Annotated in this window: 20 protein-coding genes and 1 pseudogene; 7 read left to right on the top strand and 14 right to left on the bottom strand. The window is 73.4% G+C overall.

What is annotated here, in order from left to right:
- Nucleotides 1-5: 5 nt before the first annotated feature.
- Nucleotides 6-686, bottom strand: coding sequence for a hypothetical protein (locus ACE1OC_RS19940; RefSeq protein WP_407838145.1), 681 nt, complete (start codon nt 684-686; stop codon nt 6-8).
- 172 nt (nt 687-858) lie between these two features.
- Nucleotides 859-1,638 (bottom strand): carbon-nitrogen family hydrolase, encoded by a 780-nt coding sequence (locus ACE1OC_RS19945; RefSeq protein ID WP_407838146.1) that lies wholly within the window; start codon nt 1,636-1,638, stop codon nt 859-861.
- Nucleotides 1,639-1,810: 172 nt separating this feature from the next.
- Between ACE1OC_RS19945 and ACE1OC_RS19950 the strand changes: the two genes are divergently transcribed.
- Both ACE1OC_RS19950 and ACE1OC_RS19955 read left to right on the top strand, forming a co-directional pair.
- A complete protein-coding gene (locus tag ACE1OC_RS19950; RefSeq protein WP_407838147.1) occupies nt 1,811-2,641 on the top strand; it encodes a maleylpyruvate isomerase family mycothiol-dependent enzyme in 831 nt (276 codons plus the stop codon).
- 48 nt (nt 2,642-2,689) lie between these two features.
- Nucleotides 2,690-3,253, top strand: coding sequence for a helix-turn-helix domain-containing protein (locus ACE1OC_RS19955; RefSeq protein ID WP_407841621.1), 564 nt, complete (start codon nt 2,690-2,692; stop codon nt 3,251-3,253).
- A 234-nt stretch (nt 3,254-3,487) separates the two neighbouring features.
- Here ACE1OC_RS19955 and ACE1OC_RS19960 read toward each other — a convergent pair whose 3' ends face one another.
- The 9 genes from ACE1OC_RS19960 to ACE1OC_RS20000 form a co-directional block, all read right to left on the bottom strand.
- On the bottom strand, nt 3,488-4,993 hold the full coding sequence (locus ACE1OC_RS19960; protein WP_407838148.1) for an MFS transporter: 1,506 nt from the start codon (nt 4,991-4,993) through the stop codon (nt 3,488-3,490).
- The gene (locus ACE1OC_RS19965; RefSeq protein WP_274548622.1) at nt 4,990-5,649 is read right to left on the bottom strand and encodes a GntR family transcriptional regulator; all 660 of its coding nucleotides are present in this window, start codon (nt 5,647-5,649) and stop codon (nt 4,990-4,992) included. Before ACE1OC_RS19965 ends, ACE1OC_RS19960 begins: the two co-directional genes overlap by 4 nt.
- 80 nt (nt 5,650-5,729) lie before the next feature.
- The gene (locus ACE1OC_RS19970; protein WP_407838149.1) at nt 5,730-6,035 is read right to left on the bottom strand and encodes a protease inhibitor I42 family protein; all 306 of its coding nucleotides are present in this window, start codon (nt 6,033-6,035) and stop codon (nt 5,730-5,732) included.
- A 26-nt stretch (nt 6,036-6,061) separates the two neighbouring features.
- Nucleotides 6,062-8,047: a C1 family peptidase gene (locus ACE1OC_RS19975; RefSeq protein ID WP_407838150.1), complete on the bottom strand. Its 1,986-nt coding sequence runs from the start codon at nt 8,045-8,047 to the stop codon at nt 6,062-6,064.
- Between the two features lie 276 nt (nt 8,048-8,323).
- Complete coding sequence (locus ACE1OC_RS19980; protein WP_407838151.1) at nt 8,324-9,208, bottom strand: hypothetical protein; 885 nt, start codon at nt 9,206-9,208, stop codon at nt 8,324-8,326.
- Between the two features lie 291 nt (nt 9,209-9,499).
- A complete protein-coding gene (locus ACE1OC_RS19985) occupies nt 9,500-10,708 on the bottom strand; it encodes an FAD-dependent monooxygenase (protein ID WP_407838152.1) in 1,209 nt (402 codons plus the stop codon).
- Nucleotides 10,709-10,813: 105 nt separating this feature from the next.
- Nucleotides 10,814-11,245, bottom strand: coding sequence for a GNAT family N-acetyltransferase (locus tag ACE1OC_RS19990; protein WP_407841622.1), 432 nt, complete (start codon nt 11,243-11,245; stop codon nt 10,814-10,816).
- Nucleotides 11,246-11,301: 56 nt separating this feature from the next.
- Nucleotides 11,302-11,478 carry a DUF397 domain-containing protein gene (locus tag ACE1OC_RS19995; RefSeq protein WP_407838153.1) on the bottom strand — a complete coding sequence of 59 codons (177 nt, stop codon included), beginning with the start codon at nt 11,476-11,478 and terminating at the stop codon, nt 11,302-11,304.
- The gene (locus tag ACE1OC_RS20000; RefSeq protein ID WP_407838154.1) at nt 11,475-12,353 is read right to left on the bottom strand and encodes a helix-turn-helix domain-containing protein; all 879 of its coding nucleotides are present in this window, start codon (nt 12,351-12,353) and stop codon (nt 11,475-11,477) included. The genes ACE1OC_RS19995 and ACE1OC_RS20000 overlap by 4 nt, the downstream gene beginning before the upstream one ends.
- A 222-nt stretch (nt 12,354-12,575) precedes the next feature.
- Here ACE1OC_RS20000 and ACE1OC_RS20005 point away from each other — a divergent pair, with 222 nt between their 5' ends.
- From ACE1OC_RS20005 to ACE1OC_RS20015, 3 genes are read left to right on the top strand one after another with little or no spacing between them, the layout of a single operon-like run.
- Nucleotides 12,576-12,989 (top strand): ATP-binding protein, encoded by a 414-nt coding sequence (locus tag ACE1OC_RS20005; protein WP_407838155.1) that lies wholly within the window; start codon nt 12,576-12,578, stop codon nt 12,987-12,989.
- Between the two features lie 10 nt (nt 12,990-12,999).
- The gene (locus ACE1OC_RS20010) at nt 13,000-14,229 is read left to right on the top strand and encodes a DUF1266 domain-containing protein (protein ID WP_407838156.1); all 1,230 of its coding nucleotides are present in this window, start codon (nt 13,000-13,002) and stop codon (nt 14,227-14,229) included.
- The gene (locus ACE1OC_RS20015; RefSeq protein ID WP_407838157.1) at nt 14,226-14,783 is read left to right on the top strand and encodes a GNAT family N-acetyltransferase; all 558 of its coding nucleotides are present in this window, start codon (nt 14,226-14,228) and stop codon (nt 14,781-14,783) included. Before ACE1OC_RS20010 ends, ACE1OC_RS20015 begins: the two co-directional genes overlap by 4 nt.
- Before the next feature lie 19 nt (nt 14,784-14,802).
- Here the strand turns inward: ACE1OC_RS20015 and ACE1OC_RS20020 are convergent, their stop codons facing one another.
- Both ACE1OC_RS20020 and ACE1OC_RS20025 read right to left on the bottom strand, forming a co-directional pair.
- Nucleotides 14,803-16,101: a DUF418 domain-containing protein gene (locus ACE1OC_RS20020; protein ID WP_407838158.1), complete on the bottom strand. Its 1,299-nt coding sequence runs from the start codon at nt 16,099-16,101 to the stop codon at nt 14,803-14,805.
- A 48-nt stretch (nt 16,102-16,149) separates the two neighbouring features.
- Nucleotides 16,150-16,560, bottom strand: a pseudogene (locus ACE1OC_RS20025) (NAD(P)H-dependent oxidoreductase); the annotation flags it as partial.
- Between the two features lie 44 nt (nt 16,561-16,604).
- On the opposite strand from ACE1OC_RS20025, the gene ACE1OC_RS20030 reads away from it, so the two are divergent.
- Both ACE1OC_RS20030 and ACE1OC_RS20035 read left to right on the top strand, forming a co-directional pair.
- Complete coding sequence (locus tag ACE1OC_RS20030) at nt 16,605-16,919, top strand: winged helix-turn-helix transcriptional regulator (RefSeq protein ID WP_266956624.1); 315 nt, start codon at nt 16,605-16,607, stop codon at nt 16,917-16,919.
- A gap of 94 nt (nt 16,920-17,013) precedes the next feature.
- Complete coding sequence (locus ACE1OC_RS20035; protein WP_407838159.1) at nt 17,014-17,424, top strand: PPOX class F420-dependent oxidoreductase; 411 nt, start codon at nt 17,014-17,016, stop codon at nt 17,422-17,424.
- Between the two features lie 30 nt (nt 17,425-17,454).
- Here ACE1OC_RS20035 and ACE1OC_RS20040 read toward each other — a convergent pair whose 3' ends face one another.
- Nucleotides 17,455-18,204 (bottom strand): hypothetical protein, encoded by a 750-nt coding sequence (locus ACE1OC_RS20040; protein WP_407838160.1) that lies wholly within the window; start codon nt 18,202-18,204, stop codon nt 17,455-17,457.
- Nucleotides 18,205-18,278 lie beyond the last annotated feature (74 nt).

Genomic DNA, 18,278 nt, shown 5'->3' on the forward strand with positions numbered 1-18,278 from the left:
CCCGGTCAGTCGCAGTCGCCGGTGCCGCAGTCCTTGAGCGGGCCTGCGCCGGGGATGGCCTTCAGCACCTCGCGCAGGGCCTCGCGCAGGGCGGCGCGCTCGGGCCCGGTGAGGCTCTTGTCGTACGTCACCTGCACGCGGGTCACGGGATCGAGGAACGCCTCGTGGACGCCTGTCACTCCGTCCAGCCGGAAGTCCACCTTGGGGAGGCCGTCCTCGCTGTACAGGGAGCTGGGGATGTCCACGGAGTAGGCGTACGAGGGCCTCAGATAGGCGTTGTACGCCAGCCAGCCCGCGGCGGTCAGCGCCAGCGCGGCCACCATCGCGGCGAGTGCGGCGAACGCCCAGGCGACGGCCGGGCTGCGGCGCGGATCGGCCCAGGCGGCCAGCAGCAGGACGATCGTCGACGGAACCACCACGAAGAGTCCGAAGGAGAACAGCAGCATCCCGACGATGAACCCGAAGCCACCGACGACGATGCACAGCGTCCGGAACGCATCGCGTTCCCGGACGAAGAGGGACCAGGTGATGGCGACGAGCGGAAGGATCAGGACCATGCCGCCCAGCGGGGACATCACGCAGAGAGCCGTCATGGCGACCAGGAGGAGGGTGGCGAGGCCGGCCAGCGACCGTTGGAGCCAGTGGGCCCGTTCCGCCGACTTCGATTCCACCGGTTCCGATTCCACCGGTTCCGATTCCCTCGGAACCGACCGCTCGGCCCACGCTCGCGCCGGTCTCTCGTCCGCCTTCACGTCCGTCATGGCCCGCACCCCGTCCGTGCTCTCGTCGTTCCCGTCCTCGTCCCCCAGGGGCTCCGGGCGAGTAAAGCACGCACGTGGCGCGGGCCCTCCGACGGGCTCAGAGGCCGAGACGGCGGTCCTTCAGGGCCGGGAACTGCTCGCGGGTCTCGGCGACCTTCTTGGGGTCGAGGTCCACCGTCAGGACCTCCTCCCCCGGGCCCGCCTCCGCGAGGACCTCGCCCCACGGGTCCACGACCAAGCTGTGCCCGGCCTGTTCCACGCCCCCGTTGCTGCCGGCCGACCCGCACGCGAGGACGTACGACTGGTCCTCGACGGCACGGGCCCGGTTCAGCAGCGTCCAGTGCTCCCGGCGGCGGGCCGGCCAGCCCGCGGAGACGACCAGCGTCGTCGCCCCGGCGTCGACCAGCCCGCGGAACAGCTCCGGGAAGCGCAGGTCGTAGCAGGTGGCCAGGCCGAGGGTCTGCTCCGGCAGGGCGACCGTGGTCAGAGAATCGCCCGCGGACATCATGACGGCCTCGCCCTGGTCGAAGCCGAAGCGGTGGATCTTGCGGTACGTGGCGGCGAGCTCGCCCGTCGGGGAGAGGACGAGCGCGGTGTTGTAGAGAGAGCCGTCGCCCGCGCGCTCCACGAAGGAGCCGGCGTGCAGCCAGACCCCGGCGTCGCGGGCCGCCGCGGCCATGGCCCCGTAGGTCGGTCCGTCCAGCGGCTCGGCCTCTGTCTCGAACTGCTCGTAGGCGAAGGCGCCCACGGTCCACAGCTCGGGCAGGACGACGAGGTCCGACCCGGACTGCTCGCGTACGAGGTCGGCGACCCGGGCGCGGCGGGAAACCACCGACTCGCCCTCATTCACCGCGATTTGGATCAGGGAAGCGCGCACAGTACCACCGTCCTGGCTTTCAAGCCGTCAACTCGGGCCTACGATCGTCACACGAAAGCACTGCCGGGGTGCTCACCGGCAGCGTAGTTTTGAAGCCATTGCACAAGCTTCCAGAACGCGCCACTGCACCTAACGCGCCAACAGGCCGATGAACAGCACGCGAGGGGTCCCGTTGACCGTCCATCCGCATCCCAGCCTTCAGCCCTATGCCGACGCGTGGACCCACTCCATCGAGGCGATATCCGAGCTGGTCCTTCCGTTGACGGAAGGCGAGTGGAACCGGGCGACGCCCTGCCCGAACTGGTCCGTGCGCGATGTCGTGTCCCACGTCATCGGGATCGAGTGCGAGCAGCTGGGCGACCCGCGCCCGATCCACACCCTGCCGCGGGACCTGCTCCACGTGGTCGACGAGTTCTCCCGGTACATGGAAGTGCAGGTCGACGTGCGGCGGCACCACACCGCGCCCGAGATGACCTCCGAGCTGGAGTACACGATCATCCGCCGCTCCCGTCAGCTGCGGAACGAGAAGCGGGATCCGGACACCATGATCCGCGGCCCGCTGGGCGAGCCGGCCACCCTGGAGCACTCGCTGCGGCTGCGCGCGTTCGACGTGTGGATCCACGAGCAGGACCTGCGGGCGGCCCTGGGGCAACCGGGGAACTGGGACTCGCCGGGCGCCTACGTGGCCAGGGACCTCCTGCTCGCCGGGCTGCCGAAGGTGGTCGCGAAGAAGGCGGGCGCACCCGCGAACTCGGCCGTCGTCATCGACGTGCACGGAGCGCTGGAGTTCATGCGGACCGTACGGGTCGACGCGGAGGGCCGCGGCACCATCGACAAGGCCCCGTCGCTGGGGCCCGCGGTGACGCTGACCCTGGACTGGGAGACGTACGTGCGCCTCGCAGCCGGCCGGGTGCGTGCGCACACCGTCGCCGACCGGGTGAAGGTGGAGGGTGACCCGGCGCTGGCCGAGGCCATCCTGGCCAACTTCTCCGTGACTCCGTGACCCCGTAGGCCGGCGAAACCCTTGGTGCGGTCGGACCGCGTGGACCAGATGGACCGGGTGGACAGGGTGCTCGCCGAGCGGATCCCCGCCGACCGGGGCATGGGGGCGATCCTCGCGCAGTACATGCGCTCCCTGGCCGCTCACGGGGAGGAGTGCGGTCCGGCCGAGCTGGAGCAGCTGGGCGCCATCGCCCTCGACCTGGCCGATGCCTGCCTCGCCGGGCGGCCCGGCGCCGCGGACGAGTTGTCCGAGGAGGACCGGGCCCGGGCGCTGGCGGCTCGGATCGACACCTTCATCGGGCACAACCTCGGCGATCCCGAGCTGAGCCCCTCCGTGGTCGCCGCCCGGCACGGCATGTCGCTGCGCCGGCTCCAGCTCCTCTTCCGGGAGCGCGGGGAGAGCGTGGCGGCCACGATCCGCCGGCGCCGCCTGGAGCGCTGCCGCGAGGATCTCGCCGACCCCGGTCAGCTCACCGTCCCCGTCCACACGGTGGCCCTGCGCTGGGGATTCACCAACGCCTCCGTGTTCAGCCGCCTGTTCCGCGAGACCTACGGGGCCAGCCCGAGCGAGTTCCGCCGCGCGGCCGCGCTTCGGGCGACGACGGGAGTTTGACGACAGGCCCTAGCCCCCTAAACCACAGCCGGGGCCGTTGCGCGGATTGTCAACGGTCCCTGCGCTCAGTGCACACGCGGCCGCGCGGAGCCCTCATAGGCTCGGTGCGCGTTGGCCGGAACCCGACTCCGCGGAGTCGACGGGCGGACAGGTGGGAAAGGACGGGGGTCTGTCCCACCTAGGCCGTCTCTTTCGGTGCGGGGGCCTGCGCGCATGCCGGGCCGGCACCGGACGTCACCGGGCCGGCCGCGGGTCGGCAGGGGTGCCGACGGGGGTGCCGGCCCCGGCGGCCGCCACGGCGGTGGCGACCGGAACCGGGGCCGGCGGAGGCACCGACTGCGAGGGAAGTGCCACCGGAGGGACCGGGGTTCCTCCGCCCGAGCCCGAGCCCGCGCCACCCGAGCCCGTACCCGTGCCCGCACCCATCCGCTCGCGTTCGCGGGCCAGGGCGCGGCCGCGCAGGCGCAGGATCTGGGCGATGCCCAGGAGTTCCAGGACGAAGACCGACGAGAACGCGATGCGGTAGTCGTCTCCGGTGGCGTCGAGCAGCAGGCCCACCACCAGCAGGGTCGTCATCGAGGCGATGAAACCGCCCATGTTGGTGATTCCGGAGGCGGTGCCCTGACGTTCCGCCGGGTTGGCGGGGCGGGCGAAGTCGAAGCCGATCATCGACGCGGGCCCGCACGTGCCCAGCACCAGGCAGAGCGCGATCAGCAGCCACATCGGCGCGTGGTCCCCGGGGTAGGCCAGGACCGAGCCCCACAGCAGCGCGGTCAGGGCGACCGTGCCCAGGGCGAGCGGGATCCGGGAGGACTGCCGGCGGCCGACGATCTGGCCGTAGACCAGGCCGAGCGCCATGTTCGAGGCGACCACCAGCGTGAGCAGCCCGCCCGCGGTGGTCCGCGAGAGCCCCTGGGCCTCGACCAGGAAGGGCATGCCCCACAGCAGCAGGAACACCATGGCCGGGAACTGCGTCGTGAAGTGCACCCACAGACCGAGCTTGGTGCCGGGCTCCTTCCAGGAGTCGGCGATCTGGCGCCGTACGAAGCCCCCTGCCCCGGTGGCCGCTTGCGGCGCGGGCTCGTGCCCCTCCGGATGGTCGCGCAGGAACAGCACGAGCGGGACCAGCACGACCAGGCCCGCCACCGCGCTGCCCGCGAACGCCGGCACCCAGCCGACCCCGTGCAGCACGGGAGCCAGCACCAGCGTGGAGATCAGGTTGCCGGCCATCCCGACCAGGCCGGCCAGCTGCGCCATCAGCGGGCCCCGGCGGGCCGGGAACCAGCGGGTGCCGAGCCGCAGGACGGAGATGAAGGTCATGGCGTCCCCGCAGCCCAGCAGGGCGCGGGCGGCCAGGGCCATCCCGTAGGAGGGGGAGAGCGCGAAGCCGATCTGGCCGGCGGTGAAGAGCACGGCGCCGAGGGTGAGCACCTTCTTGGTGCCGAGCCGGTCCACCATCAGGCCGACGGGTATCTGCATGCCCGCGTAGACCAGCAGTTGGAGGAGGGAGAAGGTGGACAGCGCCGAGGCGTTCACGTGGAAGCGGTCGGCGGCCTCCAGCCCGGCCACACCGAGGCTGGTGCGGAAGATGACCGCCACGAAGTAGACGGCGACGCCGATGGACCAGACGAGCACCGCCTTGCGGCCGCCCGGCGGGTCCTTGAAGACGGAGGCCGCGGGAACGGCCGGGGCGGCGGAGGCGGAGGCGTCGGCGGAGGCGTCGGCGGAGGCGGAGCTCATCGGGCGGACCCCCGCACCAGTTCCCCGACCCGGCTCACGTGGGCCCGTACCGCCGCGGCGGCCGTGTCCGCGTCGCCCGCGCGCAGGGCGGCGAGGATCTCCCGGTGCTCGGCCAGCGTCCGCTCCACCCGCTCGGGGTGTGCGTGCAGCAGGGCCACGCCCATGCGGAGCTGGCGGTCGCGCAGTTGGTCGTAGAGGCGGCAGAGGATCTGGTTGCCGGCGCTGCGCACGATCTCCGCGTGGAAGGCCCGGTCGGCGGCCATCATCGCCGCGAGTTCGCCGGCGTCACCGAGCCGGCGCTGCTCCTCGACCAGTTCCGCGAGCCGTTCCAGCAGCCCGGCCGGGGCGGGCACGGCCCGGCGGACGGTGAACTCCTCCACCAGCAGGCGGGTTTCGATCACGTCGGCGATCTCCTGTGCGGAGACGGCGAGGACGAGGGCGCCCTTCTTCGGGTACAGCTTCAGCAGTCCCTCGGTCTCCAGCCGCAGCAGCGCCTCGCGGACCGGTGTGCGCGAGACCCCGACGGCGACCGCGAGCTCGCCCTCGGTCAGCAGCACCCCGCCCTCGTAGCGACGGTCGAGCACGGCCTGCTTCACGTGTCGGTAGACGCGTTCGGCAGCGGTCACGGTGGTACCGGCGGTACTGGCGGGTGGCATGCGCACAGCATAGATACAACAGAGGTGCAAGCCGGGGGGCGTCCAGGATGTGGACCCTCGACACGGTCACCACGTGGACCTCAGCGCACCACGACGTCCAGCACGAACTCGTCGTACGCGGCCTCCTCCGGATACGGCGGCCGGACCTGCGCGAAGCGGATCCGGGCCCGGCCCGCCACCCGCCCCCGTACGACGTACAACCGCTCCACCGTCGCCCCGGGCAGCGGTGGCTCCGCGGCGGGCGGCTCCGGCGCACCCTCCGCCACCGCGACGGCGTCCGCGTCGCCCGTCACCCGCCAGGTCCAGACGTACCCGCGCGCACCGCGCCCGGTGAGCCGCAGCTCGTACGGCTCACCGGGCGCGAGCACCACCTCGCGCACCTCCACGCGGACTGCTCCTCTCCCGCGGCGGCCTAAGCCGGGCCGATCACCGTCCCCTCGTGCCAGCCGGAGCCGTCGCGCCAGTAGTGCTGGAGCAGGCGGTCGGTGCGCAGGACGATCACCTCCAGGTTGAACCCGAAACTGCCCTGGAGCATCCCGGTGACCGCCAGCACGTCGTGGCCGAAGACGGCGGAGCGCTGCCAGGCGGCGCCGCCCGCGTTGCCGCGCCACCAGTGCTCGACGCGGCCGCCCGGGCCCGTCACGCACAGCTCGTAGTTCCCTGCGGTGTCCTCGTCGGCCGCCCCGTACTGCGCCTCGATCAGGCAGGGCGCGGAGGTGACGCCGGAGCCGAAGATCTCGCCGGGGCGCCACACGAACCCGTTCGGGTCGTCGCGCCACCACAGCTGCATCCGGCCGTCCGCGCGGGCGGCGACCAGGTCGAGGTGGCGGGAGCGGGTCTGGACCAGGGCCGGGCCGAAGTGGGCGATGCCGGAGGCGAAGCGGCCGCCGTCGTTCCAGGTCCAGGGGGCGCCGTTGATCCGCCACCAGTGGTTGAGGCGGCCGTCGGCGGTGCGGACGACCACCTCGAAGTTGCCGGGCGCCCCGTAGTCGCTCTGGATGAAGGCCGGGGTCGACCCGACCGCCGCGTCCCCGGGCCCGAAGGCGCCGCCGTCGCGCCAGGCCCCGCCGAAGTGCTCGTAGTACCAGTGGCGCAGCCGGCCGCCCGTGGTGACGTGCAGCGACTCCATGTTCCGGTTGTACGTGGTCCCCGTGAAGGCGGGCTGGCCCGAGGCGTCGGCGGCGAAGCTCTGGGCGCGGTTCCAGGCGTACGGGGCGTCGCCCTCGCGCCACCAGTGCCGCAGCGGGCCGCCCGCGGAGTCGGCGAGGGCCGCCAGCTCGAAGTTGCGGTGGGCACGGCCGTTGCCGCTCTCGTAAACGTTGCCGGTGTGCAGGCGGCGCTTGCTCCACGGATCGATGTTGGTGTCCTGGAGCCCGCACTTCGCCCAGTCGTCGATGCGCGCCTCGCCGTACCCGATCCGGCCGTAGCCGCCCACGTGGTACCCGGTCCCCCAGGAGTTCTTGAACAGCCAGCAGCCGGCCGCGTCGTCGTAGCCGGTGATCAGGACGCAGTGACCGCCCGCCAGCCGGTCGCTCGTGCGGTGGTAGACGCCGGAGCCCAGGCCGAAGAAGTCCTCGTACACGTCGAAGCAGGCGGTCAGCGGGCCCACCGTGTCCAGCCAGACCTTCTGCTGCTCCACGTCGCCGAGCCGGACGTACCCGGCGATGCGGACGGTCCGCCCGGAACGGTCCCAGCTCGGGGTGTACTCCGCCCGCCAGGCCTCCCGGCGGTCCACGGGGGTTCCGGGCGGCGGCGGCGAGTACGGCCAGCAGCCCGGGTCCGCGAGTCCGCCGTTGGTCCGGATCCAGTCGAGCGCGGCCTCGGGGCTGCCCGTCTGTCCGCAGCGGGCCTTCAGCCCGTCGTGCACGTCCCCCTCGGACCGCTCGGCCCATACGTGGTGCTCGATGCGGGCCATCGACTCCACCAGGCCGGCCGCGCCGAACGCCCAGCAGGAGCTGCACGGGTTCTGGTCCTTCACCTTGGTGAGCCAGGCGTGACCCCACCGGCTCCGCCAGTCCACGGCGGACGGCCGGGCGGTGGCGGGGGCCCCGGTTCCCGTGGCCGTGGGCTCGGCCGTGGCTGCTCTCGCGCCCGTGGCCGGGTCCGCGCCCGTATCCGTGTCCGCGACCGGGAGCAGGCCGTGCGCCCTCCTGCGCCGGGTGAGGTGCGGATTGCCGCTGGCCCGGCCCGCGAGGCTCCGCAGGTCCACCGGCGGCGCGGCCCCGGCGGGCGTCAGGTCCAGTGCCGCCGCCGTGCTCGCACCCAGGCCCAGGGCGGGCCTCGGTACGGGATCCCCGTCGGCAAGGTGCTCGCTCACGGACCACCGCGCCCCGCGCGCCGCGAGCAGGGCCCGCAGTTCCCCCGCCGTCTGGACGCGCTCCTCCGACTGCTCCGGCATTCCGGCCCCCCAATGCACCGTACGGATCCGAGCCCCGGGAGCGTCCACCGGCGCGGAGGGCCCGTCAAGGGGGTCCGTACGGTCGCGCGGCGGCACACCGGTCGCACGGCCACGCGGGCCGTTTCGGGAACGGGGGCCCGGCGTGCCGCAGCCCGGGAGCCCGGGCGGCCCGGCCCCCGGACCCCGGCCCGGCCCGGGCGCATGCTCGGGCTCGGGTGTGCCGGGGCCCGGGGACCGGATCCCTGACGGAGGCCGGTTCCCGGAGGTACCGGGGCGCTACTGGACGGGGAGCGGGACCGGGAGTTGCGGGGCCGGGACCGGGAGCGGGGGGAGGCCCGGGAGGCCGAGGCCGGTCAGGAGGGCGACGAGGGCGGCGACCAGGTCGGTCACCACGTCGGTGGCCTTGGCCTTGGCGTCGGTGGAGCAGCCGCAGGGACCGGCGGCCTTGGTGAGCCCGTCGACGGAGCCCTTGAGCTTGTCGATGGCGCCGGTGGCCAGGTCGAGCGGGCCGAAGGCGCGCTTGGCCTGGTGGGCGGCGACGGGGAGCGCGGGGGCGGCGACCGGCAGCTTCGGGGCTTCGACGGGCAGCGCCGGGGCCGCGACCGGAAGCTTCGGCGCCTCGACGGGGAGCTTCGGCGCGTCCACCGGGAGCGCCGGGGCGTCGACCGGGAGCTTCGGGGCGTCAACGGGCAGCTTCGGGGCCTCCACCGGCAGCGCAGGAGCCTCCACCGGCAGTTTGGGGGCCTCGACGGGCAGCTTCGGCGCCTCCACCGGCAGCTTCGGCGGGTCGACCGGGAGGTTGGGGGCGTCCACCGGCGGGAGGGGTACGGGCAGGGCCGGGGCGGCGGGGAGGCTCTTCTTCAGCTCCGCGATCGCCGCGTCGATCTTCTCCTTGAAGGCGGCCAGGTCCGCCTCCGGGAGCTTGCCGTCGGGGGACTTCAGGACCGCCGCGAGGAGGTCGGTCACCGGCTTCAGCAGCCCCCCGACGCCGCCGAGCGACTGCACTTGGGCGAGCAGCGCCTCGGTTCCGGGGATGGCCTGACGGGTCGAGGCCGCCGGGGCCTTCGCGGGGGCGTGGGCGGACTGCGCGAGGCCGGGGGACGCGGCCAGCAGGGTCACGCAGAGGGCGGCGGGGACGGTGTAGCGGGTGAGGCGGCGCAACGGACTCTCCTGTCGGCGGGACACCGATGGGGGACAGCGGTGTCGGGAATGCCAGGGGTGTGCCGGGGACGGGACGTGACCCGGCACGTGACATGGGACGTGTCACGGTCCACTCACGGACAGCCCGTCACCTCCCGCAACCGGAGACCCTGTTCGCCCCGCGCCGACACGCCGCGCAACCGGCCTACGGACGCCCGTGACCTGCGTGTACACCGTCACCCCCGGCCGATGCCCCGTCAGGCGGGCCCGTCGCCCAGAGGCACCGCCTCGAAGCCACCGCCCCGGCCCCGGCTACCGGGTCATCGACTGCCCGCCGATCCCCGGCACCCCCGCGAGCTGCCCCTGCCACCACGCCTCCACCTCGTCGCGGCTCATGTCCGCCCAGGCCGGAGTCCGCTCGACCTGGGCACGACCGAGCCGGCGCGCCAGGGCGACCAGCTCCCGCCCGGCCCCGCCGCGCACCCCCTCGTAGCCGCGCAGCAGCTCCTCGACGGAGTCCGCCCGCCGCCAGCCGTCGGCGAAGGCGGTGGCGTCCTGGAGGGCCTTGGCGGCGCCGCTCGTGTTGTGCGGGCGTACGACACTGGCCGCGTCCCCGGCCAGCAGCAGGCGACCGGCCGTGGTCCGCGCGGTCTCCAGGTCGTAGATCGGCTGGACGAAGGTGTCCCGCGGGTCCGTCGTCGCGAGCGCCCGGCCCCAGTACGGCGGGAACTCCCGCTCCAGCAGCGCCCCGAGGTGCTCCGTGAGTTCCGGGGTCAGCCCGCCGGGCGGGAAGCTCGTCGGGTCGTCGTAGCGCAGCCCGCCGTCCCGCGGCGGCGGGGCGTAGAGGACCCAGTTCACCCGGGGCCCGTCCGGCCCCGGGATGCGGTAGATGACGCAGGTGCCTCCGGGGAAGCAGACGGTGGTCACCGCCTCCGGATGCGGGTCCACGGCGCCGGTCGGCAGCAGTCCCGCGTCGAGGTTGCCGCGCCAGCACACGTACCCGGCGTAGTGCGGCAGGGACTCGGGACAGACCGCCGCGCGCACCACGGACCGGTACCCGTCCGCGCCGACGACCAGGTCGTACCGCTCGGCCCCACCGCCCTCGAGCCGCACCTCGCCGTCCCCGGCCACGCCCGTCACCGTCTCGCCCTGCCGGTAGACCACCGCGTCCGGGACCGCCTCCCGCAGCCCGCGCCAGAGCTGTCCCCAGTGGTACGAGTGGAACGGGAACGGCTGCTCCCAGATCAGCCGGCCCGCCGCCCCCGCCTCCGGGTCGCGCACCACCCACCGGCGGCGCTCCAGCCGGTGCGCGGCGATCCCCTCGGGCAGCGCCCCGCTCGCCCGCAGTTCGACGGCCCGGTCGTCGTGGACGCACAGCCCGACCCCCCGGTCCGCGAGCCGCCCGCGCGTACGCTCCAGCACCACCACCTCGGCCGCCCCGGCCCGCGCGGCCGCCGTGGCGAACGCACAGCCCGCGATGGAACCTCCGACCACCGCGACCGAACCCGTACCGCTCCGCATGGCCGCTCCTCTGCCGCGACGAGTCCCCCCGGGGCCCGACACCCTACTGGCGTTCCGGATCCGGGCGAACCATGCGATTCCGGCCAGGCAGCCGGACGAGTCGGATCAGCCGGTCGTCGCCGACTCCCACCTGACCTCGCCGTCGTGCCACTGGTCGGTGGGGGCGAGGCCGCTCGCGCGGGCGACGGCCGCGGATGCGGTGTGGTCGGGGTGCACGTGCGCGATGACGGCGTGCACCGCCGCCTGTGTACGGAGCCACCCGATCAGCCCCGCTGCGGCCTCGGTGGCGATGCCGCGCCGCTGCCAGGGCGTGCCGACCACCCAGGCGACCTCGGCGACGCCGCCGCTCACGGTCGCCTGCACGGTGCCGACCAGGCAGTCCGCCTCGTCGAGCCGCACCACCCAGTTCCACCAGGCGACGTCGGGGTCCGGCGACCCGGCGGCGAGCCGCTCGTAGCGCGCGTGCAGCTCCGACACGGTGAGGGGGGCTCCCCCGATGAAGCCGTGCAGCTCCGGATCGCCGAGCACGGTGGCCATCTCCTGGGCGTGCGCGGCTTCCAGCGGCAGCAGCGTGAGCCGCCCGGTCCGGATGATCACGCGGACGCCGCGAAGGCCGCCCAGGCGGCGGGGGCCAGCCGAATCACCGGCCCGTCGGCGTCCTTGCTGTCCCGGACGGCGACGGTCCCGACGATGTTGGTGGCGATCTCGACGCAATCCGTGTCGTTCGTAACGCTGCTGTAGCTGGACTTCACGAACTCGAACTCGGTCATAGCTGAATACCCTTGCTGATGGCACTGATCAGGTTTGCGGAGTCACGTGGCGCGAGACTCATGCGTGCCACGCGGTCGAAGGACCGGACGTACGCCTGGTTCGCCTCCGCCCCTTCCACCCACACAGTAGAGGCGACCCCTTCCGAATAGCCGACGTCCACTGCTCCTTGCTCGGCGAAGGAGATGATGTTGAACGCCCCGGCTACCCCGTGGTGCGCGCCCGCCCGGAACGGCAGTACCTGAACGTGGACATGTGGCAACTCGGCCATGTGCAGAAGATGTTCGAGCTGCCCGCGCATCACCTCACGTCCGCCGATCTCCTGCCGTAGAGCCGCTTCCCAGATCACCGCGTGGAACTCCAGCGGCCGGTCGCCCCACAGCCGGGCCTGCCGCTTGGTGCGGGTCGTCACCATCTCCTCGATCTCGTCGGGATGCGTCCACGAGTCGGAGCCGACTCCAAGGGCCCGAATGTAGTCCGGAGTCTGGAGCAGCCCCGGAACGAGCGCGAGCTGCCAGGTACGGATCCGGGTGGCGACGTCCTCCATGGCCACGTACTCGGCCAAACTGCCCACCGTGGGGATCTTCTGCCACCACCCCTTGGCCTTGCGGCGCTCGCGGTCCAGCTTGGCCAGGTCGAGCAGGCCGTTCACGAACTCGGCGTCCGTCACTCCGTAGAACTCGCACAGCACGCGGATGTCCGGGTCCCGCATGGGAACCCAGCCGCTCTCCATCTTCTGGACCTTCGTCGGCGTCGCGGTGATCTCCAAGGCCGCCTGGGCCTGGGTTCGGCCCGCCGCTGCGCGCAGCTTGGACAGTTCGCCACCCAACCTGCGGCCCAACACCGTTGACACCCGGTTGCCCTCGGGTTCACGCATTCCACGGTTCACCGCGTCAGTCTCCCGCCAACGTCCGACGGAAGTCGACCCCGTCACCCATTCAGGGAAGATAATCCCCGAACGACTTGTGTCCCAGAGGTGTCATCCCTAGCGTCGTCGACGAACGAACTACTCACCCCCCAGCATCAGTTGGCGGAAGCGCACCGGGCTGTCCACGAGACGGCACCGGCATGCCACCGCCCGTACCGGAGGTGCACAGCCATGGACGTACTCACGCGTCAGGACGTACGGAACTACCCGCCCCGCCAGGACTCCGTACCGAGGGCCCGTCGGCACTCCGCCTGGCTGGCGGTCGCCTGGGGACAGCCCGAGCTCGCTTCGGACGTGGCCCTGCTGACGAGCGAGCTGCTCACCAACGCGCTGCTGCACGGCTCGCTGTGGGACCGGTACCTCCGGGTCGCGGTCCAGCTCACCGGAGCGGTGCTCCGCATCGAGGTCACCGATCCAAAAGGCGAGCGCCGGCCCGAACCGCGAGCGGTGTCCGACGACGACCAGTTCGGACGCGGCCTGCACATCGTGAGCGCGCTGTCGGAGCGCTGGGGCTCCTGCGACCGGGTCGTCGGCAAGACCGTATGGGCCGAGCTGGCCCACGGAGGGCACAGGGGCCCCCGTTAGTCTGATCCACATGGATGGGTGGACGGCGCCGAGTTCCATCGAGCGCGAGCTGTACGGGGCCAAGGCGCGCGGGGATTGGCCGGGGTACCTCGACGTCCTCGCCCGGAACGAGCTGTTCCTCGCGCAGTCCCGGGCCCAGGTCGACGCCGAGCCCACGACGGCACGCTTCCACCCCACCCCCGACCGACGCTGCCTCGTCGTCCACACCCGCGGGATGCTGCCCGTCCCCGACCCGCACACCGTGTACCTGCCCCGATCCCTCGCCTGGTTCGCGAACGCCTGGGACTCCGCCGACCCGCCGCACCTCGCCGTGAACCCCGGCTCCCCCGCCGAGGCCTACCTCACCACCACCCCCGCCGACCTCGCCCGCTGGCGCGCCCACTGGGACGCCGCCGCCCCGGTCTGGGGGCTCGCCCGCGGAGCGGTGCACTCCCTGCACGTCGGCGGACCGCTGCACGGGCCCGTCGCGCACGGGCTCGCCGTCGGAGCCCATCTCTCCGTGACCAACGGGGAGTTCTGGAACGCCCTCGCCTATCACGGCAACGGCTACGCCCGGGAGCGCGAACGCCTGCTCCAGAGCTGGGAGATCACCGACTCCGCGAGCTGGCACCGGGTCCTGCGCGGCCTGCTCTCCGCCGATATGGTCAGCCCCGTCTGGGAGTTCGCGCTGCGCGTGCGCCGCATCCTCTCCTCCGACTTCGCCGGGCCCGTCGACCTGGAGCACTGGCGGCACGCCGCGGCCACCGCCCTGCGCCGCAACGCCGAGCGGGCCGCCGAACCGCAGCTCACCCCCGAGGGGGTCACCCTCGCCGCGCCCCGGCCCAGCGCCGAGGTGGAGGGCGAGGTGGCCGGCGTACAGCGGCTGATCGGCCGGATCGCCCGCTACGAGCAGCGCTTCCGCGCCGACGGACTGCTCCCCGAGGAGGGCTGGGTCCGCTCCGTCGAGGGCTGGGACCACGGCCGCGCCTCGCAGATGGCCCGCTGGGGAGTCGGCGCCCGCTACGGCACCCTCGCCGAGGCCGAACGCGGCGTACTGGCGGCCGGGGCCGCGGCCCGCGCGACGTACCGCTCGTGGGAGGAGTTCTCCGCCGGGTACGTACTGGCGCGGTGCCTGCACTTCGACGAGGAGGAGTTCGGCGAGTGGTACGCGACCGCGCTGGCCGCCCACCTCACCCTGACCACCGATCCGGCGAGCCCCTGGCGCAACATCCCCTGGCGGGCACTCGAAGGAACCACATGACACACCAAGAAGACTTCGTGACGGAGCTCCTGGACGGACGGGCCGCTGCGCGGGCCGCGGACGCGTTCGGGCTGGTCTACGCCGAGGCGTTCGCGGAGGCTCCGTACGACGAGACCGAGGAGGACGTCGCCGCCGTCTTCCGCCACTTCCCCGACCTGACGCGCAGGCCCGCCTTCCGCGCGGCCCTGGCCCGTACCCCCGGGGGCGAGCCGGCCGGCATGGCGTACGGCTGGACGCTCGCGCCCGACGCGGTGTGGTGGGACGAGCTGACCGAGCCCGTGCCCGCCGCGATGCGGCGCGAGGACGGGCGGCGCACCTTCGGGCTGGTGGAGCTCGCCGTGCGCGCGCCGTGGCGCGGGCGGGGTGTCGCGCGGCGTCTGCACGCGACGCTGCTCGACGGGGTCGGCACCGAAAGGGTGCTGCTGAACGTGCACCCGGAGGGCCTGGCGGCCTCCGCCGCCTACCGGTCGTGGGGCTACCGCAAGATCGGCGAGGCGCGGCCCCGGGGCGTGGACGCGGACCTCCACGACGTGATGCTGCTCGACCTGCGCTGAAGGCCCCGCGGACCACCGCTCAGGAGGCCACCGGGTCGCGACGGTCGCCGCGCTCGCCGCCGTCGCCGCGGTCCAGCGGGAGGCGAGCGAGGGTGACCGTGCGGAGCAGCCATTCCACCGGGCCGTACCGGTGCCGGGCCATCAGGTGCTTGCTGAGGGCGAGTTGGGCTCCGTAGAGGGCGAGCGCGCCGGCTACGACGACGGCCGCGCCGAGGCGGTCGTACAGGGCGAGGCCGTAGGCGGTGAAGACGAGGGCCATGACGAGGGACTGGCTCAGGTAGTTCGTCAGGGCCATCCGGCCGGCCGGGGCGAGGAGGCGCGCGGCGCGCCCGCCCCGGGCCGTCTTCATGAAGAGGAGCAGGCCGCAGACGTAGGCGGCGGTCAGCGCGGGAGCCGTGACCATGCCCACGACCGGGCCGAGGAGCGCCCACCGGGAGCCGAGCGCGCCGCCCGAGGCCACGGCCATGAAGAGGCTGCCGGGCAGGCCCACGGCGGTGCCGAGCACGCAGATGCGGCGCATCCGCGCCACGTGCCGTCCGGTGTCGGCGAGCAGCCGCCGCTTGCCGCAGTACAGGCCGGTCAGGAAGGCCGCGAGCACGAAGCCGCCCATGAGCGGTACGGCGAGCAGCGCGTCGGGCAGCTGCCCGAGGTTGGCCTGCACGACGGACGCGGCGTCGCCGCGGTAGTCGGCGACCATCGCGGCGAAGCCCGAGGTGAGCTCCTCGTCCGCCCGGGCCGTCTCGGCGTCCGACACGAACAGGGAGCCGAGCCCCAGGAGGAGCAGGAAGGCGCTCGCGCATCCGTAGACGATCCGGGCCGCGCGCAGGGCCGTCCCGGGCGCGCAGTTCCGTGCGGCGATCAGGATCAGACCGAGCAGTGCGTAGGTCATGAGGATGTCGCCGGTGTACAGCAGCACGGCGTGCAGGAGGCCCAGGACGAGCAGGCCGAGCGTACGGCGGAGCATCCGCGGGGCGGGGCTCGCGCCGTCGTGTGCGGCGGAGGCCTGCTGGAGGGTGAAGCTGTAGCCGAAGAGGAACGAGAACATCAGGTAGAACTTGCCGACGGCCAAGGCCTGTACGACCCCGTCGACGCCCCGGTCGAGGGGGGAGGCGTCCGGATCGACGGCTCCCCCGGTGCCGTACGGACCGGCCATCATCAGCGCGTTGACCAGCAGGATGCCCAGGAGGGCGAAGCCGCGCAGGGCGTCGACCTCGGGTATTCGGGCGGGCCGGCCGGCTCGTACGTGATCCTGCCTCTCGGCGTGCTCCTGCCTCTCGGCGTGCTCCGGCTTGTCGGCGTGCTCTGCCGTCGCGTCCACGGCTTCCCCCCAGGTGGTCGTCCTGGGGTGACGTTAGCCCGGCGGGACTCAGGCGGCCGAGCCGAGGCGTGCCGCGAGGGCCTTGCCCTTCGACTCCGCGTCCGCGAGGGCCTGCGCGTACGAGGCCTCCGCGAGGGGGATGAGTCCGGCCATCGCCGGGACGGACGTGGCCAGGGTCAGCTCGGGGACGATGAAGTCGACCTCGGCGCCGAACATCTCGGTCAGCACGCCGGCCAGGTAGTTCTGCACGTACTCCATGCCCTCGCGCGGGGTGCCCGGCGCGTAGGAGCCGCCGCGGCTGGCGACGACGGTGACCGGCAGGCCCTTGAGGGGCGAGTCGGGGCCCGCGGTGCGGCCCATCACGATGACCTGGTCCAGCCAGGCCTTCAGGGTGGAGGGGATCGAGAAGTTGTACATCGGGGCGCCGATCAGCACGGCGTCCGCCTGCTCCAGCTCCGCCACCGGACAAGGGGAAGCACCAGGACACCGGGGCCTGCAGCCGGGTGAGCGACGGAATCACCCAGGTCTTCGGGCTGCTCGGAAAGCGCTGGACGGGCGTGATCCTGGCCTCGCTGATGGAGGGCCCCGTGCACTTCGCGGACCTGCGCCGGTCCATCTCCGGCATCAGCGAGCGCATGCTGTCCGACCGCCTGGTCGAGCTCGCGGCGGCCGGCCTCGTCCTGCGCGAGGTCGACGAGGGTCCGCCGCTGCGGGTCGCCTACCGGCTGACGGAGCGGGGCGCCGCACTGAAGCCCGCGCTCACGGAGCTGGGCGAGTGGGCGGAGAAGTGCCTGCTCAAGGGCGAGGACTCCTGCTGACCGGGCGCTGCGCACCGGGCGACCTGCCCTAGTCGCCCCGCATCCACGGGAAATCGACGGCGCGCCCCCGCCCGCCCCGATTACCGTTCCCCGCATGACTCTTGTGCTGAACGACACCGTACGAAAGCTGCTCGACGCCCCGCATCCGGCGGTGCTCGCCACGCTCAACCCCGACGGCAGCCCGCAGAGTTCGGTCGTGTGGGTGACCCGGGACGGGGACGAGATCCTGATCTCCACCGAGCGCGGCCGCCGCAAGGAGCGCAACATCGCGCGGGACGCCAGGATCGGCCTCACCGTCTTCGACCTGGCCAACCCCTTCCTCTACGCCGAGATCCGCGGCACCGCCACCGTCACCGAGGACACCGGCCGGGCCGTCGCCGTCCGCATCGCGGAGGAGTACGAGGGCCCGGGCGCGGGCGCGGACTACTTGAACGCCCCGGCCGAGGACGTCCGGGTCGTCGTACGCCTCACCCCGGCCAAGGTGCTCGGCAACGCGGCCCGCTGACCCCCCGGCCGGAGCCCCCCGCCGGACCCCCTACGGAAGCCCCGGCCGCACCGCCCTCCAGGCGTCCACGGCCACCGCCAGGGGGTCGGTCGGCGCGAGGTACGGCCGGGCCGCTTCCGTGCAGCGGATCAGGTTCTTGATGCGGCGCAGCCGGAGGATGTCGGGGCGCGGCAGCTCCCGCCAGACCCGGGCCTGCGCCGCCGCCTGGGCCGGGGTCAGCTCGAAGCGGGCCAGTACGTCCCGGCACAGTGCGGCGGGGTCCCGGTCGGGATCCCCGTCCTCGCCGGGACCGAAGCACCGGATCAAGTAGCTGCGCACGTACGGCCGTTCCTCCGGCCGCTCCGACCGCTCGATGGCGGCCAGCGCGACCCGGCCCCAGCGCAGCCGCACCCGGTCGGGCAGCTCCTCGCCCTGCATCCGGCTCGTCGCCAGGGACCGCAGCTGCTCCGGATGCGGCTCCTCCAGCAGCGGGGGCCCGGTGGCCAGCCACTCCTCCAGGTCGGCCAGCGCGTGCCCGTCCGGCGGTACGTACGTCAGCACCTGCCCGCGCGCGAGCAGCGCGACCACGGGCCCCGTGAGGTGCACCTTCGCCACGTGCCCCGCGTCGAAGGAGCCGACCGTGCGCCCGTACCGCTCGATCCCCCGCAGCCTGGTCCGCAGCTCGCCGGCCGCGTACGCCTGCCCGGCCCGCGCCACTCCCCCGATGCACCGCACCACGCACACCCCGCCCGTGACGTCGGCGGCTTCGACGGCACACACCTGCAACTCCGCGATGGACACCCCGTCCCACCCCTCTCCCGGCGGGGAGGCTACCCCCGGGAAACGCCGAACGCGGCCACTTCCGGTTTCGGCGG

The sequence above is a fragment of the Streptomyces stoeckheimensis genome, assembly GCF_045822005.1.
Classification (GTDB): Bacteria; Actinomycetota; Actinomycetes; order Streptomycetales; family Streptomycetaceae; genus Streptomyces; species Streptomyces stoeckheimensis.